This is a genomic window from Vibrio sp. WZ-1 (assembly GCF_052037695.1).
Lineage (GTDB): Bacteria > Pseudomonadota > Gammaproteobacteria > Enterobacterales > Vibrionaceae > Vibrio.
Genome location: NZ_JBQEQR010000080.1, coordinates 229,743 through 255,467, shown reverse-complemented (window position 1 = coordinate 255,467; position 25,725 = coordinate 229,743). Strand labels below are relative to the sequence as shown.

Annotated in this window: 20 protein-coding genes and 2 pseudogenes; 11 read left to right on the top strand and 11 right to left on the bottom strand. The window is 37.9% G+C overall.

What is annotated here, in order from left to right; genetic code table 11:
* Positions 1 to 78 precede the first annotated feature (78 nt).
* Positions 79 to 372 (top strand): ComEA family DNA-binding protein, encoded by a 294-nt coding sequence (locus ACTS60_RS17755; RefSeq protein ID WP_440889332.1) that lies wholly within the window; start codon positions 79 to 81, stop codon positions 370 to 372.
* Positions 373 to 456: 84 nt separating this feature from the next.
* Here ACTS60_RS17755 and rrtA read toward each other — a convergent pair whose 3' ends face one another.
* On the bottom strand, positions 457 to 1,008 hold the full coding sequence (gene rrtA, locus ACTS60_RS17750; RefSeq protein ID WP_440889331.1) for a rhombosortase: 552 nt from the start codon (positions 1,006 to 1,008) through the stop codon (positions 457 to 459).
* A gap of 3 nt (positions 1,009 to 1,011) precedes the next feature.
* Between rrtA and ACTS60_RS17745 the strand changes: the two genes are divergently transcribed.
* The gene (locus tag ACTS60_RS17745) at positions 1,012 to 1,629 is read left to right on the top strand and encodes a tRNA-uridine aminocarboxypropyltransferase (RefSeq protein ID WP_440889330.1); all 618 of its coding nucleotides are present in this window, start codon (positions 1,012 to 1,014) and stop codon (positions 1,627 to 1,629) included.
* Positions 1,630 to 1,641: 12 nt separating this feature from the next.
* On the opposite strand, the gene ACTS60_RS17740 is transcribed toward ACTS60_RS17745, so the two are convergent.
* Both ACTS60_RS17740 and yfbR (ACTS60_RS17735) read right to left on the bottom strand, forming a co-directional pair.
* Entirely contained in the window at positions 1,642 to 2,976 is a 1,335-nt protein-coding gene (locus ACTS60_RS17740) for an anti-phage deoxyguanosine triphosphatase (protein WP_440889371.1), read from the bottom strand.
* A 3-nt stretch (positions 2,977 to 2,979) separates the two neighbouring features.
* Positions 2,980 to 3,339: pseudogene (gene yfbR, locus ACTS60_RS17735) on the bottom strand (5'-deoxynucleotidase); the annotation flags it as partial.
* Between the two features lie 325 nt (positions 3,340 to 3,664).
* Between yfbR (ACTS60_RS17735) and ACTS60_RS17730 the strand changes: the two are divergent.
* The 5 genes from ACTS60_RS17730 (at position 3,665) to ACTS60_RS17710 (ending at position 11,651) form a co-directional block, all read left to right on the top strand.
* The gene (locus tag ACTS60_RS17730; RefSeq protein WP_049843711.1) at positions 3,665 to 4,627 is read left to right on the top strand and encodes an MBL fold metallo-hydrolase; all 963 of its coding nucleotides are present in this window, start codon (positions 3,665 to 3,667) and stop codon (positions 4,625 to 4,627) included.
* On the top strand, positions 4,627 to 5,946 hold the full coding sequence (locus ACTS60_RS17725) for a hypothetical protein (protein WP_440889329.1): 1,320 nt from the start codon (positions 4,627 to 4,629) through the stop codon (positions 5,944 to 5,946). Before ACTS60_RS17730 ends, ACTS60_RS17725 begins: the two co-directional genes overlap by 1 nt.
* A complete protein-coding gene (locus ACTS60_RS17720; protein WP_049843713.1) occupies positions 5,939 to 6,391 on the top strand; it encodes a hypothetical protein in 453 nt (150 codons plus the stop codon). Before ACTS60_RS17725 ends, ACTS60_RS17720 begins: the two co-directional genes overlap by 8 nt.
* Positions 6,391 to 9,306, top strand: a complete 2,916-nt coding sequence (locus ACTS60_RS17715; protein ID WP_440889328.1) for an AAA family ATPase — start codon at positions 6,391 to 6,393, stop codon at positions 9,304 to 9,306. The genes ACTS60_RS17720 and ACTS60_RS17715 overlap by 1 nt, the downstream gene beginning before the upstream one ends.
* 74 nt (positions 9,307 to 9,380) lie before the next feature.
* On the top strand, positions 9,381 to 11,651 hold the full coding sequence (locus ACTS60_RS17710; RefSeq protein WP_440889327.1) for a hypothetical protein: 2,271 nt from the start codon (positions 9,381 to 9,383) through the stop codon (positions 11,649 to 11,651).
* A gap of 65 nt (positions 11,652 to 11,716) precedes the next feature.
* Here ACTS60_RS17710 and ACTS60_RS17705 read toward each other — a convergent pair whose 3' ends face one another.
* Positions 11,717 to 12,895 (bottom strand): hypothetical protein, encoded by a 1,179-nt coding sequence (locus tag ACTS60_RS17705; RefSeq protein ID WP_440889326.1) that lies wholly within the window; start codon positions 12,893 to 12,895, stop codon positions 11,717 to 11,719.
* Between the two features lie 24 nt (positions 12,896 to 12,919).
* Here ACTS60_RS17705 and ACTS60_RS17700 point away from each other — a divergent pair, with 24 nt between their 5' ends.
* The 4 genes from ACTS60_RS17700 to ACTS60_RS17685 all read left to right on the top strand — a co-directional run bounded on the left by ACTS60_RS17700 (position 12,920) and on the right by ACTS60_RS17685 (position 17,220).
* Positions 12,920 to 14,266, top strand: coding sequence for a DNA sulfur modification protein DndB (locus ACTS60_RS17700; RefSeq protein WP_440889325.1), 1,347 nt, complete (start codon positions 12,920 to 12,922; stop codon positions 14,264 to 14,266).
* 198 nt (positions 14,267 to 14,464) lie between these two features.
* The gene (locus ACTS60_RS17695) at positions 14,465 to 15,175 is read left to right on the top strand and encodes a hypothetical protein (protein ID WP_440889324.1); all 711 of its coding nucleotides are present in this window, start codon (positions 14,465 to 14,467) and stop codon (positions 15,173 to 15,175) included.
* A gap of 88 nt (positions 15,176 to 15,263) precedes the next feature.
* Positions 15,264 to 15,893, top strand: coding sequence for a hypothetical protein (locus ACTS60_RS17690; protein WP_440889323.1), 630 nt, complete (start codon positions 15,264 to 15,266; stop codon positions 15,891 to 15,893).
* A gap of 58 nt (positions 15,894 to 15,951) precedes the next feature.
* Complete coding sequence (locus tag ACTS60_RS17685) at positions 15,952 to 17,220, top strand: hypothetical protein (RefSeq protein ID WP_440889322.1); 1,269 nt, start codon at positions 15,952 to 15,954, stop codon at positions 17,218 to 17,220.
* A gap of 88 nt (positions 17,221 to 17,308) precedes the next feature.
* Here the strand turns inward: ACTS60_RS17685 and ACTS60_RS17680 are convergent, their stop codons facing one another.
* The 7 genes and pseudogenes from ACTS60_RS17680 to ACTS60_RS17650 all read right to left on the bottom strand — a co-directional run bounded on the left by ACTS60_RS17680 (position 17,309) and on the right by ACTS60_RS17650 (position 25,710).
* A complete protein-coding gene (locus ACTS60_RS17680) occupies positions 17,309 to 18,595 on the bottom strand; it encodes a site-specific integrase (protein ID WP_440889321.1) in 1,287 nt (428 codons plus the stop codon).
* A gap of 1 nt (position 18,596) precedes the next feature.
* Positions 18,597 to 19,700 (bottom strand): hypothetical protein, encoded by a 1,104-nt coding sequence (locus ACTS60_RS17675; RefSeq protein WP_049843720.1) that lies wholly within the window; start codon positions 19,698 to 19,700, stop codon positions 18,597 to 18,599.
* A complete protein-coding gene (locus tag ACTS60_RS17670; protein ID WP_440889320.1) occupies positions 19,697 to 21,634 on the bottom strand; it encodes a tyrosine-type recombinase/integrase in 1,938 nt (645 codons plus the stop codon). The genes ACTS60_RS17675 and ACTS60_RS17670 overlap by 4 nt, the downstream gene beginning before the upstream one ends.
* On the bottom strand, positions 21,631 to 23,484 hold the full coding sequence (locus ACTS60_RS17665) for a hypothetical protein (protein WP_440889319.1): 1,854 nt from the start codon (positions 23,482 to 23,484) through the stop codon (positions 21,631 to 21,633). The genes ACTS60_RS17670 and ACTS60_RS17665 overlap by 4 nt, the downstream gene beginning before the upstream one ends.
* A gap of 8 nt (positions 23,485 to 23,492) precedes the next feature.
* Complete coding sequence (gene yfbR / locus ACTS60_RS17660) at positions 23,493 to 24,092, bottom strand: 5'-deoxynucleotidase (protein WP_049843723.1); 600 nt, start codon at positions 24,090 to 24,092, stop codon at positions 23,493 to 23,495.
* Between the two features lie 89 nt (positions 24,093 to 24,181).
* A pseudogene (yfbR, locus tag ACTS60_RS17655) lies at positions 24,182 to 24,412 on the bottom strand (5'-deoxynucleotidase); the annotation flags it as partial.
* Between the two features lie 83 nt (positions 24,413 to 24,495).
* A complete protein-coding gene (locus tag ACTS60_RS17650; protein WP_440889318.1) occupies positions 24,496 to 25,710 on the bottom strand; it encodes a pyridoxal phosphate-dependent aminotransferase in 1,215 nt (404 codons plus the stop codon).
* Positions 25,711 to 25,725: the final 15 nt, after the last annotated feature.

Here is a 25,725-nt window from a genome sequence, read left to right as displayed (position 1 = left end):
TTTGTCGCTTATCACTTTTTTGTTCTTTCTATATCCCATAGATTGCTCTTCAGCCTAGAGATGAAAGAGGAGAAGGCAATGAAAGTGAAATGGATTTTATCAGTGCTGTTATGTGTACTTGCGCCACTGACCTATGCAGCAGAAGGTGAGACCAACAGCAAGCATGATGGAATTGAAATTACCGTTAATGTAAATACAGCTTCGGCAGAGGAGCTAGCGACGCTGCTGAAAGGTATCGGGCTAAAGAAAGCGCATGATATTGTTGAGTATCGTCAAGAGAACGGTCCATTTAAAACTGCGGCTGATTTGTCGAATGTCAAAGGCATAGGATCAGCTACGGTTGAAAAGAACCTTCAGCGTATCTTGTTATAAAAGTAGAAAATAAAGTTCCTGCTATCCCGAGTCGCTTACTTTTATTGACTCGGGATTTTTTGTTTGCAGACAATGGTCAATAGCCTAACCAAACACTCGTCGGTGCAGGCCTTTTTCAATCAATGCCATACCCAAGCCGCCGATAGCACCGAACAGGTGGGCATCAACCGCTACGCGAGCACCAATCATTGCAGCCGTACTTGCTGAAGGGCCGTAGAATTGCTCCCAAGCGACTTTAGCAATCAAACCACCTACGAGCACTAAACTGCTTCTCCTGCCGTCGAAAACCTCAGCCAGAGCCCAGAAACCGAATAAGCCGTGCAGCACACCAGACAGTCCGACGTAAACCGACATATTGGTGAACAAGTTCATTGCACCAACGAAGGTACACAAAACGAGAAATACGATGGTGAAATTACGCACGGTAGGACGGAAGATAAATCCGATCACCCATAAACCAGCCAGATTCATACCTAAGTGAGCAAAGTTGGTATGCGTGAGATTTCCTGTTACGATTCGCCACCATTCGCCGTGGCGTATATTGTAAGCGTGCCACTCGGTTAGGCTTGCCATTGGTTCGAATTGTAGTATTAAACAGATAACGCTGATGATGCTCAGCAATGTATAAAGGTTCACTCTATGTCTCGTTATTGTTCTCAGTGTGGAAAATCGCGCAAAGCTTGTATTTGCCAATGGATTGTACCGCTAGCAAACGAGGTTGAACTTATCATCCTTCAGCATATGAGTGAAGAACATCGTCCCCTTGGTACGGCAAGAATTCTCAATTTGAGCTTAAATCATTGTACTTGTCTGATCGGAGAAGACTTTTCTGATAATGATGTCTTAAATGCCTTACTAGAAGATGATACTTACCAACATTTTATTCTTTACCCGTCAGAGCAGTCGTTGTGTCTTTCTACGCTATCTGCCGATGAAAGTGCTGCCGTTAAGAAAATACGTTTGATTTTGCTCGACGGCACCTGGAAGAAAGCCTACAAGATGTGGCAACTATCGACTAACTTGCATGCTATCCCTACGGTGAAACTGCCAGAGAATCTGCAAGGTCATTATACGATTCGCAAAGCGCCATCTGAAAACAGCTTGTCGACAGTAGAAGCTGGATATCATGCGCTGAGTTTGGTGGAACCAGACAAAGATTTTAAGCCGTTGCTGACGGCGTTTGAGAAGATGATTGAATTTCAAATCGCCCAGATGCCTTCGGGCGTATTTGAGAAGAATTATTTGAAAGGCGAGTAGCGCTTCCTTGCGTTACAAAACGATAGAAGAGAACAACTGACGATGTAGCTTTTGCGCATGGCCATCCGTCATGGCCGAGATGTAGTCGGCAATCACGCGCATCTTGGCACTCTCATTACTTGCTGTTCGCCAAAGATCTTGAGTGTGTTTTGGCAACAAACGCTCCGGATCCGCGCTCAGAGCTTCAAATAAATCCATGATGATTTGCTGGCCTTTATACTCAACAATTTGTACCTGATGTACTTGGATTACGTACTGGCTCACAAAGCTTTTAAGTACATCTAGTGCTTTAGCCATATGTGGTTCTAAACAAGCATTCCATGCGAGCAGTGAGTTATTAAATGGTACATCAACGACCTTGATTGAAATACTGGTTAACAGCGCATTCACCATACCGCCAATCGCATCTTTTCGTTCATGGTGTTTTCCACTAAATAGCATTTGCCCGATAGAACCTATGTGTGCTTCAAACCATGGGTCGCCACAATCTGCCAATTGACTTGCTGCACCTTCTTGCCATTGTTGACGAGTTACCATGCCAAGCACGATGGCATCTTCCAAGTCATGCACGCCATAAGCGATGTCGTCTGCGAGCTCCATAATCGAACAGTCGAGCGATTTGAATCGTGTTTTACAGTGTTCAAAATCTGACTCTGGACGACAACGCATTTGGCTTAACAACGCTTTGTCGTTGTCGGTCAATGGCGCAATGACCCAATCAAACAAATCCTTATCACAATCGTAAATGCCTTTTGCTGGCCCCCAATCTTTGGCTTTGAGTTTACGCTGATGCTCAACAGGCTCAGGTAAGCAAACTGCACGTGTGTGGCTAAGCAAAGCGGGGTATTTAATTAGGCCAAGTAACGCTCTTCGCGACAGGTTCATGCCGAAGTGCTCGGTATAGGGTTCTAGCTTGGTAACAATACGAAAGGTTTGGGCGTTGCCTTCAAATCCACCGTGCTCACGCATCATATAGTTCAGTGCAACTTCACCACCATGACCATAGGGTGGGTGACCAATATCGTGTGCCAAACAGAGAGAATCGATCAAGCTGTCAGACGGTAGAAGATCTCGAAACTCAGGTTGTTTCTTTTTAAGTTGAGCGACAATGCCCGTACCTAATTGTGCAGCTTCAAGAGAGTGAGTCAGGCGAGTACGGTGAAAGTCCTCTAAGCTGTTGCCATGTACTTGAGTCTTCGCCTGCAAGCGGCGGAAAGCGGCGGAGTGTAAGATCCGTGCTCGGTCACGCTGGTATGGGCTACGATGATCATCACGGCGGATTTTGTGCTCATCATCATGGCGTTCTTGCCATAGGGCATCTAATTCAAACGACACTTTTCTCTCCATCAATTAACTGATTTCATCCAGCGATAATTCAAAGCTTGGGGCAAAGGTATATAAGAAGTACTCCATTTCTGGCGTCTTGCGTTCTTGCAAAGTGATATCGAGGCGTTTCTTGGCTAAGGCAAATTCATGGTTACCCGCGCTAAGCTCTTCCAAGCATTTAAGGTAGGCACAGATGGAATCAGCTTGCTTAACGATTTTTGCATCCTCTTCATGAGCAGAATGAGAAAGCAGGTAAGGAGCAAAATCGTCTTGAAACTCTTCTGGTAGCATAGACAAAAGCTTTTGCTCTGCAGCGGCTTCTATCTTCTTATATTCTTTAGCAATTTCCGGATTATAGTATTTAACCGGTGTCGGTAAGTCACCATTAGTTCGCATTTAAGAAACCCCCATTAGTTGCTAACCGAATAAAAGGTAAATATAACAATTGTTTGGCAAAAAAATCTGATGACAGCTGTACGTTCGTTTACATCTGCGTTATTGACTTAAAGTTGTACAACATACTACGCCTTAGAGGAGTAAATGAGCTCTACCTCTAGGTTATCAAGTTGTATGTGGAAAGCCTTCTTTAATTGAATAATTTAAGTGATTTTATAAAGCTAGTGCTTTAGTGCTCAAGGTCTCTTCATTATACTAACGATGTAATATGCAACTGTGATAAATTATTGATAGATATTTTAAAAGCTACACAATGATTATGACTGGAAACATAGAACTTACAACACTCACAGATTCAAATGCAGACTCTTTCCTACTAAAACTGTTTGGAACGTCAGGACATAAACATATTTTAATCGATGGTGGCTTCAAAGGGGATGGCAGGAAAGCACTAAAGCAAATAGAGGGGATACTTGAAGAAGGTGGCAAAATTGACGTAGTCATCTTAACGCACGTCGATAAAGATCATGTTAATGGTCTCTTAGCGCTTTTTGAAAGTGATAGCGTTAACCGTGAGAGTATTGGCAAAGTAGTCTTTAATGTGCCTCACAGTGAAGCAGAAATAAAGGTAATCAAAGAAAAGAGTACTCAGTGCGGCTATCAAGAAGGCAACACTCTGCTTGGATTGATCATAAGCAAAGATATAGATCTTGTTCAAGCACATCAAGGCTGCTCGATTGAGATCGATGAGAACATTATTATTGATATTCTGTCTCCAACCAAAGAGGCATTGGAAGCTAATCATGATAATTGGCGAGATACTAACATTGGCCATGATGAAGACGAAGAGTACGACAAAAACGTGCTACTTACTAAGAAGTACAAGGAAGACGATAAGCCACAAAATCTATCAAGTATTGTCTGTTTGATAACTTGTGATGAACAGAAAATGTTGTTTTGTGGGGACAGCGTTCCTAGCCAAATACTAAGTGCTGACATCGAATGTACACCTGTAACCTTGTTCAAGGTTCCGCACCATGGAAGCAAGTACAATATTTCGAAAGAACTGTTGGAAAAATTTCCCGCGGTTAAGTATCTAATACCTGGAAATAGAAGTTCATATCCAAATTATTATACCATTGCTCTAATAGAGGAAAATTCAAAGCATTCGGAAGTTTTCGTACCGAAAGGTTCATGGGTTCATAGTAAACGTCGAAATAACGAGATCGAATTGAATTTTTCGGAATATGAGTTTGGCACAAAGGTTAAACTATAATGGTTGATATTGGATGTTTTCACTCTGCGTTAGTTAAGGTGAAATCTAAGTTAACTGGAAGCGGTGTGTGGATTAGCTTAGGATTTGCCGAGCATTCCTATGTACTTACGGCAGAGCATAATATTGATAGCCATGATTTTGAAGTTTTCGATAATACAGGTAGAAAGCTTGACTCCAGCTACGTTTGTAAACTGGACGGATTGGATATATCGATTCTTAAAATTAATGAAAGGTGCACAAATAAAATTGAGCTGTGCCTAGAAGATTCCGCCAGAATAGATAAAGACTCTAGCTTCTGGATATTGGGATATCCTAAATCTTTGGTTAAAACCTCTGACTTTAAAGCGATTGAACATGAAGGAACAATCCTGTTCGATAATGAGAATGTTTTCTTTAGGATTGATGAAAACCTTCCTAGCTATGCCGATAGGGATAATATTGAAGGCTTTTCTGGTGGGCCTATATTTCAGGTTACAAAGAACGTAATATATTTGAAAGCTATTATTACTGATAGCTTTGACGATAATTTTTCATATAAAAGAATATACGGTGTGCGGTCGAGGGATATATATACAAAACTTCCTAAAGAAATAGTTAGTGAGTTATATAGTCAGGAGTGCATAGAAGAAATAGTTGATAAGTCATGTAAAGTTCTAGATGAGAAAATAATTGAATACATTATTAATGGTAACTTTTTAGATAAATTAAATTGTATAGATTTAAATGGACTGGAAGCTTGTGAATACTTTTACCTTCCTGACGATAAAGATAAAATTACACAACATGTATCATTGTTAAGAAATGAAGAATCTCTTAAGTCATATATACATTCAAGAATTATCTCCATGGTTATGGATGAAACATTATCGAATGTCAGCTTGAATCCGACAAAATTTGAAAGCAATAAATTGTTCACTATACATGTAACGGATTTTACTGAAACACACCAACTGATAGCTAAGTTAATAAAGCAAGAGAATAGTCTCGACTATTCAAATGCAATAATAATGATAATCTACTCTACAGATGACAATGACCTAAGTTATGTAAAGAAAAAAAGAATATCTAAAGTTATTTCTAACTTTGCAGATGGGAGAGAGCCTGAACTATATCATGATTCTATTCCAATTAATGAAAAAGCAAAGTTAAGAAGTTTCCTTGAAACTAGAAAGAGTGCGGATATGAAGTTTTCAATTATAAATATTAGATTCCTAGTGAAAATGGTTGTAGAGCAGATAAGGAACGAGCTATATGATGAGTGTTATAATCAGCAAGATCTTCAAAGAGAAGTTATGGAGGTAGTCAAATATTATGAATAGTATCAATTGTAAAGATTTGCTGTTTGATGATATGCCTTCCGCTGAAAAATTCATTTTGGAAAACGAGATTGAAATATTCTCAGATGAAGGTGATTTGATTCTTTGTTATATGAACTCGCCTGAAGGTATCAAGAAGAATTGGAATGACATAACAACTAGAACTGCGCTTGACTTTCAATCCAATCTTATAGACCAAGTAATATCTAGAAATCTACTATTGGTATTTTGTTCTACTGAAGAAATTGATATTGATACTAAAAAAGAAATACAGTCAGACACATACTGTTGTAGAAAGATAGCTAGAAGTAAAGTCGAGGACTTAGAAAGTAGTATAAAAGACCTGATCTTTTATGGAACAGAAAAAAAAGAAGAAGTAAAAAAAAGTTCCCTAAAAGAAATAATAGAGAAAGAACACAATGAAGTATTTCAATTGATGGCTATATAATGATGAATAAAAACAAAATCAAGAAAATAACACTGGATAGTTTCAGAGCTTTTTCTGATGAGAAAGAGCTAGATTTTGAGATTGATAATAAGGTAGCCGATATAGTTGTTGTATATGCACCAAATGGTACTGGAAAAACTAGCACTATTGAAGGTATAGAGTGGGCAGCAACAGGTAAAGTATCTAGGTTAGATACAATTATTTCTAATAATAACGCAAAGAATAGGAACCCCAAAGAGGGGAACATACTCAAAAACAGATACAGCGCCAAAAAGATAGGTTCTGTTAAGTTAGAACTCGAAAGTGGAAAGTTAATACATAGAGAAACAAAACCAAAAAGTAGAAGAAATCATGATTACTGTCCAGGAATTTCGAAAAGCTCTATAAAGGATGTAGAAAACTTCAATAATAACATTCTTAGTCAAGGAACAATTAGCAAATTTTCATATGAAGCTAGTAGTGGTAGCTTATTTCAGTCACTAATTGGTAATAAAGGTAACTCAGAAGATATTGAGGTATATGATAAGATCAACTCTATTAAAAGTAGCATAGATAAGTCCAATTCAGAGAGAAGAACTGAAATATCATATATTAAGTCCTTGATATCAAATGAAAGTAAGGATGTTTCATTACTTGAGGGTAGTATTACTGAGGGGGCTGAGTTTTATTCTTCTGAAGATTATAACTTATTTAAGAAAAACTTTATTTTTTTCCAAGATATTTCTGAAAAGAGTATAAGTGATTCAATTAGCTATCTGACTGAAATTAAAACGTCGTTTGAAAACTTAAAGTCAAAGCTAATAGGTTTTGATTTGGATGAGTACAAAGAACGCTCTAGAGATCACTTAAATGCTTCCAAAGTAATGAAATTAGAAAGTGAGCTTATAGAGAAGAATGCAGATTTTGAACGTATTGAAAAAAAATCTATTAGTATAGAATCAAAAAAAGATGAGTTAAATACACTACTTTCACCTAGAAACATTGAAAATATAAATAATAAAATACGAGAATTCGATGAGGTTAGTTTTAGTATTGAGAACTGTAAAGATTACATTGAAAGAGTTTCAACTGTAAATGGATTAGTTCAGAAAAAAATAAAAAGTATTAATTTATTAGACTTAATAGACCAAGATAAAAAACTATCAACTTCTGAAGGGTTGATTAATGCATTGTTTGGAAAGGTTGATAATGAAGAAATTACTCTCTTAAGTGAAAAGCTATTTATAAGTAAAATAAATGAGAAAATTTCGTCTAAGTCTAATTTACTTGGCTCTATTACAAAAAAGTCATTTATTGATGAAAACCATGAACTAAAATATGTGTTGGAGTTGAATAAAAAAACGCATGACCTAGAGCAGCTAAATATAAAGATAAAAGATCTGAATAGTGAGAAAGAAAAAGTAATTTCATTTGAAGAGAAGCTTGGTATTATTAAATCTTATGTTATTGAAGTCATAAATGAAAGAACGTTGAGTAGTTGTCCAGCCTGCGGAACAGTCTATGATGATACAAATAAACTAATAGATTCAGTAAACAGTTTAAAAACTGACTCAAGGCAACTTATTGATGGAGCTATAGAAACTCTTAACAAGCAAAAGCTTGAATTAGTCGGTGAAATTAAAAATTTAAATGATACCATAGATAATCTAGTTTCTGAGTTAAAGCAAGGAATTAATAAAGAAATAGATCAGCTTAGGGAACGTAAACAACAAGCATCGAGCTTATACACTTGTTTGTCTGATCTAAATATTAATTATACGCAAATTAATATAATTGGTTTGTTAGAAAAAATTTCATTTATCAAAAAAAATGTTGAAATTCGATTATCTTTACTTTCTAGAAAAAAAGATAAGTATGAGAATTGGTCAGGGCGGATTACTTTTCTCTTATCTGAAAAATCAAAAGAGCAATTTACTTATGAAGCCGAACTTAAACGTTTGAAAGATACAATCAAAGTACAATTTGATTTGAGTATCAATGAACTAATTTTAAAGTCAAAATCATATCATATTTGTTTGTTTGAACGTAACAATTTGATTCTTATGGATAAGAAATCAAAAAGTGATCTTCAAATTTTTGAAAAACAATTAGCAGAGCTAAGAGAAAAAATATCCAATCTAAAAGTCTATGCTGGTTTTTCGAAAGATATGATTATGAGGGATGTTATTGAAATATCTCAGAAAAATAAAAGGGTTATTCGAGCTGATTATAACTATATAAAAAGTCAAATTACATCATATAGAACTAGTAACAATTTCTTTTTCGTCGACCTTATAACCCGAATTGAACAAAAGTGTTCTGCCTTCTTAGCTAATCTATTAACTTCACAAAAAATAGCGAGTAAGAAAGAAAATATTATTGAAAATAGAAAACTATTAGAAATTAAGAATCGGGAATTGAGGGAAGGTAACTCTAATTTGGAAAAGGTTAACCTTGCACTAGATGAGGCAATGTCTTACTTCTCCGAGTTGGCAAGTGATAGCATCAATAGTGAAGTTCTCAACGATATGTTTATGTATGTTGAACCACATTTAAAATATGACGAGATATCATTTCGTGTTGATCTTAATGGTAATAATAAAGGGATTTATATCCAAGCAAGATCTAACTCAATGGATGATGATAATACACCTATCTATTACCTAAGTGAAGCGCAGATCAATATATTGTCGATTTGTATTTTCCTCGCTGACCATGCAAGGTCGGATGAATCAGCTATCAATGCAATTGTAATCGACGACCCCGTACAGAGTATGGATGATTTAAATAGCTATGCTTTGATAGATTTATGTAAGATATTTTCTAGACGATTTAAGAAACAGATAATAATAACTACTCATAATCGAAGTTTTTTCAATTTGTTTAGAAGTAAACTGCCTGAGGAACGTTACTCTACGAAGTTTATTAGCTTGTAGTTTTGAAAGAGCCAACTATTGGCTCTTTTTATTATTTGATGGTTCATTAGGTTACCATTATTCTGGGAGGATTTATGGGGCGTGTTGGTAAAAAGATAAAAATGAAGAAGCTAAAATTAAATGTTCTTAATTTTCAATTCACACATTTAAAAGATATTTCAAATGTTGAGAGTGAAATTAACCTGTATCCGAACATTGCAATGACTTCAATTCTTCATGTTCTTATCGTACCCGATAATGATGATGTACATAGCTATTCACCATTTCAAGGGTACAATCTAAATCTATTTGACTCCAAGTATATAGCTCTTTTACATTTAATGAGTATTATGCCTTCAACCGCCAATGAAGTTTATATGAGCCAAGATGAATTAATAGACTTTAGAAATGGTTACAGTGTAGGTACATACTTATTACTTGATAAGTCAAGTTTCACAAAGAGGATAGGTGCTTTCGAGGGGCTTCCTTTCATATATTGCTACTGTATAGATGAAGATGCTGTACAGCACGTTAATGACGTTTGTAAGAACTTTAAATACCCTCCAATAACCGTTGGATGGGAAGAAACTTGCGATGTAGTTATTAACAAAGAGTTCAGAACTTTTTCTTTAGATGAATCGATATGTGATAGATTAAAACTTGTGCAAGGTGAAGGGGGGTTGCCAGAAAAAGCTGATTTATTCTTTGATGATTCCTGTAGGAGAGAGGCGGTTTTTAATGATATCAAGTTACCATCATATAATCATGCTGTAACTAATCCCAATGAAGCAGTCTTATATAGTTTAGGTTTTCAATTACCTAATCAAGAGAAACTAAAAAGCGGTACTGACAGAGGTGCATATATTGAAGCGATGGTTAACAGTTCAAATGCTGTTAAAGAGCTTACGAGTACCTGCGTCCAATCATCTAGCAAGTCAGACTTGATTCTATATTGTCCAAGCATTTATACCTATTTGTATGATTTCAATAGTCAATTCTGGAATAACATAAAGAGGAAGGAAAAGAGCAAGGTTGTTAGAGATTTTATCATGAATGGATTATTTAAAAATCCAAATTATTCAGGGTTTGATTTCTCGGTAAAGAATGACCAACAATCTAAAGAGTTGCAAAAAAGTGATCTTGTCAGACAAATAGCTGAGATTCGAAAGTTTGAACTGGCATTTTCTTCTGGAGCTATTAACTTTCTGAGCGTATCTAATAATGCACCTGCACTTAGGTTGCCAAATAAGCTGAATTTTTATCATAGTAGTCTAAGAGACATAGAAAGTTTGTCGAAGTCAGACAAACAAAAATCTGAAACAAAGCTTAAGCGAAAATTCGATCAATTTACTTCTGGTATGAAGGACGAAATCGGAGAGGTTCTATCCGACTATATAGTAACAAAGTCTTCCTCTCTAACTATTTGTACGGACTCTATACTAGAGTGGGTCTGCCTTGACCGAATTCCTCTCATGTTCACACATGAAATATCAAAAATTTCGACTACCCCAGGCAACAAGTTCCTTCAAGAAGCAACTAACTTTTCGAGTTTTTCCCTATCTAGAAAGCAATTAAACTCTATCACAGTCATACGCTCATTTAAGGATAATGACCCCATAAAGCATGTCTTGGAAGAAGCTATAAACAGCTATATAGACGATGAGAGCGGTCTTAACATAGAGTTTAAAGATGTATCCAATATGGAGGAATTCGTTGAAGCAGTTAATAGTTGTGATGATAATATTCTAATACTTGATTGTCACGGTAACCATGGTGGAGAGGATTCTCATGGATGGTTACAGATAGGTTTAGATCGAGTAGATACCTGGACTTTGCCAGTTGTCTATCCGCCTATTGTTATATTAAGTGCTTGTCTAACGGCAGCAATTGGAGGCTCACATGCTTCTGTAGCTAATGGATTTTTATCCAAAGGTAGCTTATCTGTTCTAGGCACTCTATTGCCTGTGGATGCAGTTAAGTCTGCGAATTTCATTGGTTCGTTACTAAGGCGTACAAGTGTTTATTTGGATGCTCTGGTAGATCTAAATGCTCCGATGATTACGTGGAGGCGATTTTTATCTTGTTTTTTAAGGATATCTTATTGTTCTGATTTTCTATCAGCATTACGAGACGAACACCAGGTCATTACTTCCGAACAATGCGATGAAATTTATGGATATTGTCAAACGATAATCAATTCTCAGCAATCAGATTGGTACGATGGTGTTTTGATGACTATGCAAGAGGTATGTGGAATTGAAACTAGTATTTTGGACTCTGAAATCCAAAAGTTAGGATTAACAGAAACGATGTACTATTCGCAACTTGGAAGACCAGAAAATATAATCATTGATTTAACCATATGACGCTAATGATTTATAACCATATGTAATCAATAAACCGTGATAGTGATTGGGCTTCACGGTTTTACTTACGTCCTGAACTCTTCATTAAGCACATCTATAAAGTAGTTCGCGACTTCATCACGAAACGTTCTTCCACCACCAGTTGCGTTTATCCAATAGCTATTTGTTGAATCCATTTTTAACGCTTTGCAATTTTTCCAATGCTGAGCATTTTTCTTATAATCCAATTTCGCTAGTCTATTACCAGCCATATAGTAGTCTTTTAATGTGGCGTTTTTGTTACTTTTTAAGTGAAAAATAACAAGACCAAGTGCTTGCCAGACTTGCATCGAACGGTGGAAGCCATTTTGATTCTGTTTAAAATCTTTCTCTAGACCACTGAGCCAACCATGCATAAACTGTGTTATTTCAGGAATTACACTATCTACAAGAGTAGTATTTATAGCTCTTTTATCTGGTAGATGGGTTGGAAGATGCTTATCAATTCTTAAACTTCGTCCCCCTAGGCTTCCTAAGATTATATATATGAGTGTGTTTTGTGTTGTAACGTAAGTCTCGGATTTTGTTATTTTATTTATACGCGAAACACCGCCAAATTTCTCTAAGTCTAAGTTAACTTCGAGTTGATGACAACCGCCTGCCAAAGGAGATTTGTGTTCCTTGTTTACAAGTAGGTTTTGTGAGTAAACTCTAGTGTCGTTTGTATTTATATCAATGAATAATTTATAAATATCAGGATCGCTAATTCTATCTGAAGTGGAGAACATGATATTTAATTGAACGTCCATTTCGCAAAGAAAACTATTCTGCAAAGCTGTGAGTTTTTTTTGATTGTTTTTTCTCTTTTTAGTGAATGGATTATCTATATCTTTAAGTTGTGCTATAGCACTAATCAAATTAAATCCATCTAAAAGTATAATTTTATCTTTTTCAAAAGAGATTCTTTTGAGAAGTTCCCCCAAATCTCTCTCTTTAACTTTTCCATTTACAAAAAACGTAACCCTCAATACATCTGTAGGGCTGTTTTTCTCTATAGATTCCTCAAGGTATTCAGTAAGTTGAGACACTCGTTTCTTGTTGGTCGGGCGCTCAAAATTAGAAGAAATACTGTCAAATAAAACGTGATGTTCTGGTAGCAATTCAAATAGCTCTGATACTTTTGCCACAGATTGAAATTTACATATGCCACCTGTTGTATTTTTGGTGCAAAGGCCGTTAATACTAATCTCACTTGAACTATTCATAAATCCATTAACGTATTGTTTTTTATGGATTGTACAAAAAAGGTCAATAAATCTCTTGAATGGGGCGTCGCCCCGATCAAAAATGCAGGCCAAATTTGTTACTTTTTGGAGGTGATAGTGATAGAACAAGAGAGAGAAAAAGTGCGTTTTGGTATGACTACCAAACAGATTTTTGGAAACGTGACGCATACCAGTTTTAATGGTGTTTACACTATGTCAACGGTTATGCCTATAGGTGATCTATTGAGAACTTGTTCACTAGACTTTTTACCAAGTCACTTGAAGAGCATGTACTCGGAAATTCAAAGGGTAGCTAGTCCGCAAAGAAGGAATGGCTTTGAAGATTACTGTTTTAAACATCTAACTCACTCTATTGATGTCGGAGGAGTGATTCCCCCTGTACTCATTGGGTGTATGTCAGAGGTGCAATGCGAATTATCGCATGAGCCTCGTAACAATGATGTACTTACAGTCCAGCCTGAACGAAATTTCATAGTTGATGGTTTAAACAGACTTTCAACAGCCGCAATGGTGTTAGGCGATTGCGATAACAGTTTAATAAAGAAGGGCACAGATTCAGACGCTAGACGTCAACGAAGGGTAAAGCTTTCTGTGCTGCTTGAAAAGCTGAGTGTTCAAGTTGTTTTTATCTTCAGAAAAGACAGAGCTCTAGAGGCCAACGATTTTTCACAGATATTCGCTGATGTTAATGGTCAACAACAACCAATGAGCACTAACAAGTTGATGAAACTTACTAGAGCCGATGAAGTTGTTGTATTTGCGAGAGAACTTGGATCTTTGCCTATTGTCGAGTCGCATGGTGGTATGAGTATTGACTCCAGTAGAGTGTCTGAGAAAAGCGAATTTATTATAACTTTAAATACATTGACTCGATTTGTTTTAGGAGCGCTTGGCGGGTACAAGCTACAAAGCAAGGTTAGGGGAGTTCGAGAAATGGCGGATGGGGCAATACTTACAAATAAGCACATAAACCAAATAAAAAATGATCTGTCGCTTTTTTTGGAAACCTGGATTGAAATTCAAGGAGACAGATACTCGGATGATAGGAATGGGTTTCAGGTTGTGACAACGCTAGTACAAGCTCTTGGGTTAGTCTTTCATCAATTATGGCACACCTGTGCAGATCTTCTTCCCGCAGAGCGAACCAATATTATATATCAGTCGGCTAAGGCCTTAGGAAAACTCGATTACTCGCGTAGAGCCGAACATTGGCACAACTGCGACTGTGTCGCACTTGCAGAAGATGGGTCTTATAAAGTTGTAACGGGAGGTGCTTCGTCGCGTGTTCATTTTGCTAAGCATTTATCAAGCAAGGTGGGTGTCAGTTACACATTAGATTCAGGACGGTGATCCCCTTATGAGGTCGTAAACTAGGTTGAACGACCTCAAATTAGTTTGGTGATAATAATATAACTTATTGAAATTATTTGAGCACAATTGCCACCATCTGTGTTTAATGGCATATTGTCAGGATGGTAGACCTAGCTCTATCTTAACCTAGTACATTGAGTTTATGTGCCTCGCCAATTTAGCCTATGGCTGTTACTTATGGCTCCAAACATCAAAACAGACCAAAGCAAAGATATGATTCCCATCCCTTGCAACTATACAGATTTTGATCCTGATTTTACCTTTACATGTCGTAACATGGAATGCAGGGAACGTTTGCTACCCAAACAGTATTTGGATTTTGCACTTGACGACTTGGAAAGTGGTCGTTGTGAGAAAGCTAGGATTAATTCATTTTCAAATGCTAAACGAGCGCTACATTTGCAGGTTGAAACACTCGCAAGCTTGTTTGGTTTCGATTTACTTAAAAAGGCGAGTCAACGCTTTACTACCTTTCCTCAGTACATCAAGTATCTAGAAAGATGTGGAGTCGTTACTCCTAGAATTTTAATGAAGCTGAATAGAGTCAGAAACGCTGTAGAACACGACTATTACGTACCTACTTTCGATGAAACAGAAAACTTTATTGACGTAGTAGAGTTGTTCATAGCGGCAACGGAGCGTTCAATTTATCAGTTTCCTGTCGATATCGAGTTTCTGCCTGCGACAATATTATCTAATGAAGTCCCTAATATAAGTCTGATTTGTCTAGAGCCTTATAGTGGAGAAATTTGCTTAAACGCGAATGACTTGGATGATTCACAGTACAGAATCAAGTTGACCCCAGACCAAGACGAATACTTCCAATGGCTTAAAGTTTTATTGTCTGGAGCTCATCTAAACGATTATAAGATTTCCCACGACCTTTGATTCATGAAGACATGTAGTCCGTAACTGAAGCGAAAGTGTGCGTTGCTTTGATTAAGGTGCACTTGGATATAAACCAAAAGGATTTGTAATGGCCCCGACTAGTTTTATATGTGAGCGATCGTCAGAATATAACTTGCTTCCAGAGTTGATTAGAATCTTAAGGAGTCGTTTTGAAATTGTTGTTCCTGTATACCCATGGATATCTAGGGAAGGTTCAAAATTGTCAATGTTGGTCAACAAGGACTTTAGGTTTAGAGTGTTAGGTATGTACGCTAGACGTCCGAAAGTGCATTCTCCAATAGCTCCAACTATCAATATTAAATTTAGTGAACAGATAATATACGGTTCACAACAAGCTAATAGATACGGAATACCAATGATTGCGGGCTGTCCACTCGCGAGAAACTTTCAAGAGTTATCTTCATGCGAGAAGTATTTGTGGGCTGATATGTCAAAGTTCACACAAGAACAGGTTGATATGGTAGCTGAAGTCACTATTGATGGAGTTTTGGTAAACTCTGAACCGACTCCATTTTTACATGACGAGCAAGAAATTCTTAACTTGGTTCATGAAAATAATACTGAGTTCACTTTATCCGAGTTTATTGCAGTTATTAAGAAAGTGAAAATGGCTAGCATAGGTAGCAGTGAGTACTCACCGATGTCGTTTATGGGAGGATATAAACCTGTATATTTGTTACTTTCGAATCCAACCTGATTTACAACTGGCAATGATAGATTTTATAAATAAAAATTTTGACTAAGGAATTTAAAATATGCCAATAGCTTGTGAGTATCCAATCCCTAAAAACTGGCAGGATTTCGAGAGAATGCTTCGAGATTTGCATCCTGAATTGACCTTGTATGGGAGTCATGGGCAAGATCAAGGTGGTATCGACTTGGTGTCTCATGATGGCTCACATGTACTACAAGCAAAAAAGCGTGGGCTTGAAGTTCAACACATCAAAATACAAGATTTGTCTTCATGGATAGAGCGAGCCAAAGCATTTTATGAAGAGGTTTCATTTGAGCGCTTAGTACTAGCGACAACTCAAAAAAGGGATACGAAGCTTCAGGCGGAATTGCTAAAACACATAAAGAACAGTAATGACATACCGTTTCAGGTAGAAATATTATTTTGGGATAGTATAGAGGAGCTATTCATTCAGCGTCCCGAATTAGTTCGGAAATATTACGCTACAGAATTATATGATCCTGATGTTATTAGCCAGTTTAAGTTGGGTTCTCTAGATACTTATATTGAAACAACTCTATTGAGTTCCTTAGTCAGTAGACACTACGCTCAAGGGTGGCCGAGCATTGATCTATTAGTACAAGATTTGCCGACTCGCTTAAGTAGTGGTTTAGGTCATAAAATGAAACTTGCAACTCTGAAAGAAGATCTCGAACCTCTTAATGAGTGGTGCTACCGCATTTTAGTAGAAGCTCGCGCTAGTGAAAAATTCATTAATAGCGTATTTAGTCAGCACCAAGTTCTTCCATTAGAATGGGCCTCTTCTTATGTAAGTCAACTCAGTGAGACAGATATCATTTCTGTATTCGAAACAGAAATGGCACTGCTTCACTGGGCTAGAAAGATGAACTCTTTAATTACAAAAGTGCAAAACGTGAATGATGCAGCTCTTCTCAGGGGGGATATTGACTTTGGTGACAAATGTGATGATGCAATCCAATCACTGAATGCATTAACATCTTGTATAAAATTGAATGCAGAAGCCTTATCTGCTTATAAATCGCTGAAGAGTAATTTGCGTAATCGAGGTATAGTAGAGTACCTAGATATAAATCATGACTTAAATTATCAGCTTTTGGGGTTCTATGGGTACAAGCTTGTGGCGAAAACTTTTGGTACGACAGGGTCTGGAATTAAATTGTTTTTCAAGCCATTAGAACAGATCGGAGTTCGAGCATGGGTAATTCTAGAAGGTACAGAGTTTGAAAACCCACACCAGATGGGGAAGCAGTACTTAAAGCTCTTACCCAAGTGCTCTCATCTACGTATTTGGATACTAGGCAGTAATTAGGTGTTCGTTAATGTAGCACCATACTGTTATGGTAGTGTACTGCAAATAATTTCGTGTATACAGTCTAAGTTCTAAAAGTTTAGTAGTGTCATAAGCTGCTAATACTATTCCAAAACTTCTCATTTTTACCTAATGAAAAGTCAAGCTTCCCGCTTCGAGTTGCTAGGAGTAACGAGGCAACTCGAACATAGTGCATATAAGTAGTTCTAATGTCCTCGTGGCCTAGTTGTCGTCTTAGAGCATCTTCAATTGCTGCATCATAGTGAGAAGCGTTTATCTGATCTGTGGTCAAGTGCTTTATTATAAATGAGGTTGCGTACCAGTCTCTTGTGTTGTGAAATGACCAACGGAAATTTCTGTCATTCAACTTTTTCTTCGCTGAGTAAGTTCTATCTGCTATCATTTTTGGGGTCACAGGGACTCCAGCCTTGTTTAGAAAAAAGGTGTTGTCAGGTTTAATTCCCGAGTGTTTACTTTGAAATAGTTTTCTTCTTTCGTAATAGAACGGTAAATATGAGGCGCAGATTACCTTCCAGGCTGACATGTTCACTTCTAGTGTTCTAATTTTGCTCCCTTTTTCCATGACAGTGAAAGGAAATGTATTTGGTTCTCCGCGACTTTTTCTGCCTTGGGTTAGATTACTAAGGATTTCTGGGTAGCTACGAATGTGGTCGTTGATACCGATACCTATATATGGGAACGAGCACACTCCTTGTTCTCGCATTCCAGTCGCTAAGGCTAGCATTAGCATTGCAGGGTAAACTGGGTCGTTATATGCCTTCATTAAGCTTTGGATATCCTCAGTGCTCATGATCGTAACCTGTTTATGCTTTCTAGAGCACCGAGACATATGTCCCCGTTTTATACCAATGTCTATATTAGAATAATCAGGGCATTCGCCAGAGAATACACTAATATTACTGAGAAGCTTACTTTCGTCTCGATAGTTATATTTCCAACTTGATGATGTGATACTGGTAAGTGTAGGGAAGTTCTTTTTTTGTGCCCAAGAGTAAAAATCAAATACTATAGATGCATCTTGGAAGATTGTTTCATCATTTGGCCTTTGCTTCATTTCTGAATCTCGTGTATTTACTATTGAACCTTGCCATTCTCTGATATCACTGTTTCGCACATTCCTCCAAAATGTGGAATCAATGCAATTCCCCTTTGAAATTATAAACTCTAAGAATCGTTTTATTGCAGACGAATAACGCTCGCTGGTCTTGATGCTTTTGAACGCTCTATCTTTTAGGTACAAATTTACGGCACTTAAAAGTACTTCAGTTCCATTGCGATTTTTTAGTATCAGTACGTGATGTTTGAGGTCTCTTTCTTCAAAACTATAACTAACTAAGGATCGTTCAATTCTCATTTTACTTTGCCATTGCTAAGAAGGGGGGAGGTGTCACAGTAGTTACTGACCAGAAGCCATCGGCAAGTTCAGGATAAGAGAGTAGCTTATATAGCTTATCTATGAACGTATTTTTAAATTTACTAGGGAACCTCTTCCTACAGTAATACTGAGCTAATTGAGGTGTTTGCCCTTTGGCTGAAATAGCGAAAATCGGTGTGTCGGAAACTTTTTCTAATAAAAGTTGAAAATGTTTCGCTTGAGGGTGATTACTTTCAACTACTAGTATCTTCCCTTGCGGTAGCATCACTTTTAGTGATTCTAATTCGCAACTTAAGAATGGTTGAAAGAAAACTATGGCGTCTGGCTTAGATGAGTAGCATATATCAATAGCCTTTTTCAGAGCCAAGTCTTCTGCTTTTAAAAAGAGCCTCATCATAGTTGACTCATCCATATTGCTAGATAGAGCACTATAGTCAGGGGAAACATTACATAAGAGTTGTGAATTAGTAGATGAGGTTATGGGAGCGTTTTTCTCTTGCTCAGATAGTAATGAACGCATTTCGGCTAGTTCACCAATTAATTCTAAATTGGCTTTTGCCATCTCATCTATTTGATTTTGTAATCTAGTTAGAGCAACCCTGTCCTCATTCGCTTCAAACGCATGCGCGTCCATCTTCATCAAATCTGAGTAAACAATCTGTCTAAATCGTTTTTGTTCATCATCCTTTTCTTTTGCAAGTCGCGCTATTTCATCGTTAAGTAACTTGATCTTATGCTCTAGTCGAATTGTATCATTAGCTTCGATTTCCAATGAGGCTTCACCGCGAATAAATGGAAGCATGCATTTGTAGTCTCTTGATATGCATTGCCTTGTTATTCCCACAGTTCTAGCCACCTCGGAAATCGTGAACGATTTTCTTCCAGTTTGAGCTTGTAAACTAAGTATTGCTCGCTTTATCTTCTCTTCTGTGTCAGTTGAACGCTTTGGCAGCAGATGGTGAAATTTATCGTAGAGAAAGGTTCGGGAAACACCAAGCTCTTTTGCTAGTTTTGACACAGAAAAAGAGTTGGACTTTTTAAGCACCTCTATAGCTCTGGATATATCTTTTTCGCTTAGTTTCATTTTTTAGTGCCCCAAGCATTTGGTGTCGACGCTTTGTGAGATAGTTTTTCTAATAACTGCTTGTGAGATATGACCTGATTTTCATAGTATTCAGCAACACTTGGGTTGATACACCCGTCGATATACTTTAGTTTTTGCTTGTAGTAATTGAGTTGAGCTTCTATGTTGTTGATCGCATCTTCTGTGAGGAGGATATGGGGGCATTTTTTGTAGTCACAGAACTCGATATCAGGAGAACTTGAACCAGTTACCTCCATGCAAGGTGGAACTGATTTATCATCTCCTGTCTTCAAGCAAAAGCCACCTATTGGCACCTTAGAAACGAAGAGCGGAACCCCTGCCTCTAATGATGTTCGGACATAAGCTTCTATATCCGTTGTCAGTATTTGCCCTTTAAAGTGGCGACTAAAAAACCTTTTTTTCATTTTCACTGACAGACGCCCATAGGTGTTGTTGTTCGCTATCTCCTCGAAAATATCAACGAGGTCTTCAGTGTAGTTATGCTCGATTAACTCCACGACACTTTGAACCATTAGCTCGTTTCTAAGAATGTATCGCATTGTCATTCCATAGCTTTTGTGTCCAAATAGTTGGCGTATCAGTTCAATATTAGATTCACTCTTAGAGATAAGTAGCCAAGCAATTGTTTTTCTCAATTGGTGAGTATGGGCATCATCTATGCCAGTGATCTCAGCAATAAGTGCTTTAATGTCTTTTCCTATAGTGTCCAACTTAATCTTCTTATATTTCTTATGGTTGATGATGTCAGAAACTAATAGGTAGTCACTATTCAATTTAGTACGATTATCTTCAAACAGCTTCAGTAGGACGTCAATTGCATCTCTAACAATAACTGGTACAGGTATTGAGTCACTTTCACCTTCGTCATCTTTTGCCGTTTTATATCTAATTATATCAAGATAGAGATCACCATTTTTTTTATATGCTCGCTTTGCCTTTAATTCAGCAATCTCTTCTCTTCTTAATCCAGTAAACAGAGCTATGATAAAAATGCAACATCGTTTTAGCTTAATCACGGAGGGGCGTATTTCAGTAATGTTGATAGTGGTTCGATATTGCCAGCCACAAGAATAACCGAGACTACTTACTATCTTTGTAATTGGTTTGAAATCATAGAGCATTACCCCATTTGAGATTTCAGGGATTTGAATATGTTGTAAGGTTTTGAAAAGTTTCTTTGTTTTGCCGTCTTGTCTAACTGCCCCATAAGATTGTCCTTGACCTAATCGTCCTCTGTTTCTTATAAGGTTTGAGCACTCAATAATAGTTGGTGAAAGTTCTTGTATGTATTTTACCGACTCATCAAAAACAGATTTGATTACGTCAGCAGAGAGGGGGCTCCATGGAGAGGTACTCGCCTCTTTAAGTTGATGAATCTCAGAACGTAGTTTTTTGTTAATTATTGAGTGTTTACTGTACGGGATTGTTAATTGAGAGGGTAATAAGCCTTTTTCTGTTAAATCACACCATGTATCAAAAAAAAGTATTGCACTAGAGAGTTTTAGTGAAGAGCCGACAACGTTATTTCTATATTGCTCTACGCATTGGTCTATGTATTGCCTACATTGCTTTTGAGTGATGTTCGATAGCAGTCTACTGGTTGTAAGTCCTTTATTGAGAAGGAAGTACTTAGCCGTAGTCACGAACATACTGAACCTACTACTCGCAGTCTTCCAACTAGTGATATTCAAGTTGATTTTCTTTGGAAAATGGTAATACGAGAAGATTTTAACGATTGTGACAATATCTCTAATATTCGACAAATCTCTTTGACTGGTGATTCTATCGAAGTTCATTGTTAGATGCTCTGATTGTGCATGTTGTATGCGCCAACTATCTTCGCTGAATTTTATACCTTCTAAAATATCAAAGTCTTCACTTAGGTCAGCTTTACTAAAGTCTATAAGCTTCATGTGTAATTCTCCGAGATAATTGGTGGGAGAAGGTATCCTTCTGATGCACTTCTAAGTTCTGCTTCTTCAATTTCTTCTTTATAAGGCCAGCAATCGATAACTTCTTTTGCTGCTTTGAATTCATCGCCATGGATGGATTCAAAGTGACTATCGCGTGAGGTTCGGCGTATTTGATCTAAATATAAGTATCTATCAACAATGAATGGGATGTTGTTACTAGTAACTGATGATTGAGAGCAAAGGAGGCATTTGTTGAATTGTCTACAAGGTGTTTTAATTTTTCCGTGAGTTACTTTCCAGTCTGGCCTCGTAGGGTCATTACATATTGCAAGTGGAGACTCCCCGCATTGATTAGAGTAAATAGTGAGTATTTTCTTTTGAATAGAGCGATGTGTTCGTAGGGGTATCAAGGTGCCTTTGAACGAACCATCACTAATACTTTCTGCTATGCTGTCGAGTTCACAAGATAGTTTGTCTTTTCGGATTTGGTTGAAATGAGCGTTATCTTTATAGATTCCATCGGTAATCGCCGAAGTTGAATGCCCAAATAAGATTACCTGGAGCAATAGTGGTAGGTTGTTTTCGGTCTCATTGAGGTATAGCCTAGTTGGCCTAAGTTGACGAAGATCTAAGTTAAATCCAAGTTCATTAGCTAGATATTTCTGTGCAGCTTGGCGATTTACTTCGCCTCTTGCTGGATGAGAGGCAACAATTTGAACTTTCGTATTAGTTGTAAAACTGACAAACGCAGGGGGTGCATTAATGTCTGAAATAGCTTTTGAGTACAAATGACCCTGTCTAAGTCTAGATGTCCTTTTAACAAGCAACTTAATTAAATTGTAGGCGCTGTATCGATTTTTTTTTGAGCTCGGATGAATCATTTCTCGTTGCTCTCGTATGCGGGAATTTTTATTTAATGCTGCACCTTTAGCCTTTGTTGACTTAATGAAGACCCAATCACTCTCTATTGGGATAGGGTCAAATGTAAAATCGTATGGATTAATTTTATCTGTGATATCAGGCGACCACCCTGTTTCGAGGCAAATAGCAGTCTTTATGGCTATCATCTCTCTAAAGTCAGGGTAAAGGTATGAGAGAATTTCCTTGTTGTTTAAACCTGGCTCATTGGGTATGAAGGGAGTGTAAGATTTTACGTTTTGCATTACGATACGCTTCATTATCGTAACAATAGGGTTATTAAGATTGGTATAGGTAAGGTCTCTAGGTACGTAGTACTTGCCACCTGTTTTCTGCATTTCCCGAGTAACATTATTAGGGTATTCAGGGTGAGCAGAGTAGAAAGTTGCCAACGTGTCAACTAGGTTACTAGTCCAGTTTTTGAAGCGAGGTAAGTTGTTATCTTGGTTGTCTTTTCTCCAAAATTCCAGACCAGTTCTAGTACTTGGGACTCCTGTCTTAATCGCGACTGACGCTATAGATTCCTTTTGATAGGCCAAGTCTATTTGTTTCTTTAGAAAGGATCTGAGTGTATCTAGTTGTTCGGTCGATAGAGGCTCAAAGTGTGATGGTTTAGGTTTTGGTGGGGTTGGCCATGAGCTTGGGCATCTTGTAAAACAATTAAGTATAGAGTTCGCCTTTTCGAATAGTCTTCTTACAGTTGTCGATATAACATAGCGACGTTTTGAGGGCTTAGACAATGATAAGTAATGATTAAATTCAAGGAAATTGAACTCGCCGAACTTTGATAACAAAATATCTTGCGTCCTACTAGCTATCAAGAACTCTCGAAAAACTATCAATGACGACTTTTCGTCGGACGTTAACTCTACTTTGCTACTATCAAGTACCGCTTCGGTTAGTTGATTAATAGTAAAGTATTCTTGTTTCATTGAGGTGTCTACCCAGAAATTTTATCAAAAGTTGTTGTGCAACTTTCGCAAAACACATCCATAAAATCTTGTACTTCAGGCATATCTGTTTTGAGCTGTTCTATACGTAATGCTAACCCTTCTTCTACGTGTAGAAACTCATTGTTGTGAAATCTTAACTCATTAATTGTTTTTATATATGCAGCTAGGATATCTGCCGCTTTTACTATTGATTTGTATTGGGGGTCAACATGCCTTTGAACGATTAGTCCCTCAAATTCCTCGCGTAAGTCTTCAGGTAGTGTATCTAAGCATTCTAGTTCCGCTATATCTTCAAGTTTTTTAAAAGCTGCTGTGAATTCGGGGCTGTGATACTTGGTTTTTGAGTTGATGTCTTGCAATTTAGTCTCTGAGATCTCGTGATATATAGCTATCACAGCCGCTCTATCAGGGCTGAGTGTACCTCCATATCTTTTGTTCTTAATGACGGTAAGTAAGTGCGCGATGACAGATACCTGATGACAGTGCTCTGAAACGTTTTCTTCTTGAAAGCAATGCATTAAGGCCCAACGTTTGATCAGTGGTAATCGAGTTATCCAAGCCATAAATGTGCTGTTTTTCTCTTTCACGCTACGCTCCTTAATCTGCTACTACATGTAAACATAGTACAAAATACGAACTAAGAAAGTGTTTTACGCAAAAAAAGGAAAACGAACTAATCGCCAGTCAAAACTTCACTTGAATCGTGATACATCGCAAGAATGGCGATGCGTTCTGGGTTGAGGCTACCACCGAATTTTTTGTTCTTAATTAGTGCGAGTGCATGAGCGACAAAAGCAACCTGCAAGCTATGTTCTGAGACGTTTTCCGGTGATACGGAGCGCATTAAGGGCCAGCGTTGGATTAGCTTCATTCGTGCCAAGTGGGCGAAAAAATGGCTTTCTTTCATTGCTGTCTCCAATTTTGATTCTGATACAAAAAAAGGAGCTCACTAGGAGCTCCTCTAAGCATATGAGAGATCAGAAGTAATTACTACTGGCTGTATGTGGTTAAGAATCTTTCAAAGCGACCAATCGCGGTTTCGAGATCTTCTACGTGTGGTAGCGTTACGATACGGAAGTGATCTGGCTTTGGCCAGTTAAAGCCAGAACCTTGGACCAGCAGTACTTTTTCTTGTTTCAAGAAGTCCAACACCATTTGTTGGTCGTTCTTAATGTTGTACATCTTAGTATCGATTTTCGGGAACAGATACATTGCGCCTTTTGGTTTCACGCAAGAAACACCAGGGATCTGGTTGATCAGCTCGTAAGCGCGGTTACGTTGCTCAAGAAGACGACCGCCCGGTAGGATCAGCTCATTAATACTCTGGTAGCCACCTAGCGCGGTTTGAATTGCATGCTGCATTGGAACGTTGGCACATAAACGCATTGAAGAAAGCAATTCCAAGCCATTGATGTAGCCTTGCGCCAAGTGTTTAGGGCCAGTGAGGAACATCCAGCCACCACGGAAACCACAAACACGGTACGCTTTTGATAGACCGTTGAAGGTCATTACCAATACATCTTCAGTTAACGTGGCAACAGACGTGTGTGTTGCACCGTCGTAAAGCACTTTGTCGTAAATTTCATCAGCAAAAATGATCAGCTTGTGCTGGCGTGCGATCTCAATCACTTCCAACAAGAAGTCACGGCTGTATACCGCGCCAGTTGGGTTGTTCGGGTTGATCAGCACAATACCACGTGTTTTTGGTGTGATTTTCTTTTTAATGTCTTCTAAATCTGGATACCAGTCTGCACCTTCATCACATAAGTAATGGACCGGCTTACCACCAGACAGTGCAACAGACGCTGTCCACAGTGGGTAGTCAGGTGCTGGAATTAGCATTTCATCGCCATTGTTCAATAGCGCTTGCATTGCCATTACGATCAGCTCTGATACACCGTTACCAATGTAGACATCTTCAACATCAAGAGAGCGGATGCCTTTGCGTTGGTAGTGTTGTACAACGGCTTTACGTGCAGAGTAGATACCTTTGGAATCACAGTAGCCTTGAGACGTTGGTAGATTGCGGATTACATCTACTAGAATCTCATCAGGGGCGTCAAAACCAAATGGGGCGGGGTTACCAATGTTTAGCTTTAGGATTTTATGCCCCTCTTCCTCCATGCGTTTAGCATGTTTGAGTACAGGACCCCTAATGTCGTAGCAGACATTGTCGAGTTTTGACGACATCCCGATATTTTGCATTGCTTAATTCCTAAA

Excerpts from the sequence above, each read along its gene's own strand:
- ACTS60_RS17755 (WP_440889332.1), top strand. The coding sequence starts at position 79 with ATGAAAGTGAAATGGATTTTATCAGTGCTGTTATGTGTACTTGCGCCA.
- ACTS60_RS17745 (WP_440889330.1), top strand. The coding sequence starts at position 1,012 with ATGTCTCGTTATTGTTCTCAGTGTGGAAAATCGCGCAAAGCTTGTATT.
- ACTS60_RS17740 (WP_440889371.1), bottom strand. The coding sequence starts at position 2,976 with ATGGAGAGAAAAGTGTCGTTTGAATTAGATGCCCTATGGCAAGAACGC.
- ACTS60_RS17730 (WP_049843711.1), top strand. The coding sequence starts at position 3,665 with ATGATTATGACTGGAAACATAGAACTTACAACACTCACAGATTCAAAT.
- ACTS60_RS17725 (WP_440889329.1), top strand. The coding sequence starts at position 4,627 with ATGGTTGATATTGGATGTTTTCACTCTGCGTTAGTTAAGGTGAAATCT.
- ACTS60_RS17720 (WP_049843713.1), top strand. The coding sequence starts at position 5,939 with ATGAATAGTATCAATTGTAAAGATTTGCTGTTTGATGATATGCCTTCC.
- ACTS60_RS17715 (WP_440889328.1), top strand. The coding sequence starts at position 6,391 with ATGATGAATAAAAACAAAATCAAGAAAATAACACTGGATAGTTTCAGA.
- ACTS60_RS17710 (WP_440889327.1), top strand. The coding sequence starts at position 9,381 with ATGGGGCGTGTTGGTAAAAAGATAAAAATGAAGAAGCTAAAATTAAAT.
- ACTS60_RS17705 (WP_440889326.1), bottom strand. The coding sequence starts at position 12,895 with ATGAATAGTTCAAGTGAGATTAGTATTAACGGCCTTTGCACCAAAAAT.
- ACTS60_RS17700 (WP_440889325.1), top strand. The coding sequence starts at position 12,920 with ATGGATTGTACAAAAAAGGTCAATAAATCTCTTGAATGGGGCGTCGCC.
- ACTS60_RS17695 (WP_440889324.1), top strand. The coding sequence starts at position 14,465 with ATGGCTCCAAACATCAAAACAGACCAAAGCAAAGATATGATTCCCATC.
- ACTS60_RS17690 (WP_440889323.1), top strand. The coding sequence starts at position 15,264 with ATGGCCCCGACTAGTTTTATATGTGAGCGATCGTCAGAATATAACTTG.
- ACTS60_RS17685 (WP_440889322.1), top strand. The coding sequence starts at position 15,952 with ATGCCAATAGCTTGTGAGTATCCAATCCCTAAAAACTGGCAGGATTTC.
- ACTS60_RS17680 (WP_440889321.1), bottom strand. The coding sequence starts at position 18,595 with ATGAGAATTGAACGATCCTTAGTTAGTTATAGTTTTGAAGAAAGAGAC.
- ACTS60_RS17675 (WP_049843720.1), bottom strand. The coding sequence starts at position 19,700 with ATGAAACTAAGCGAAAAAGATATATCCAGAGCTATAGAGGTGCTTAAA.
- ACTS60_RS17670 (WP_440889320.1), bottom strand. The coding sequence starts at position 21,634 with ATGAAGCTTATAGACTTTAGTAAAGCTGACCTAAGTGAAGACTTTGAT.
- ACTS60_RS17665 (WP_440889319.1), bottom strand. The coding sequence starts at position 23,484 with ATGAAACAAGAATACTTTACTATTAATCAACTAACCGAAGCGGTACTT.
- ACTS60_RS17650 (WP_440889318.1), bottom strand. The coding sequence starts at position 25,710 with ATGCAAAATATCGGGATGTCGTCAAAACTCGACAATGTCTGCTACGAC.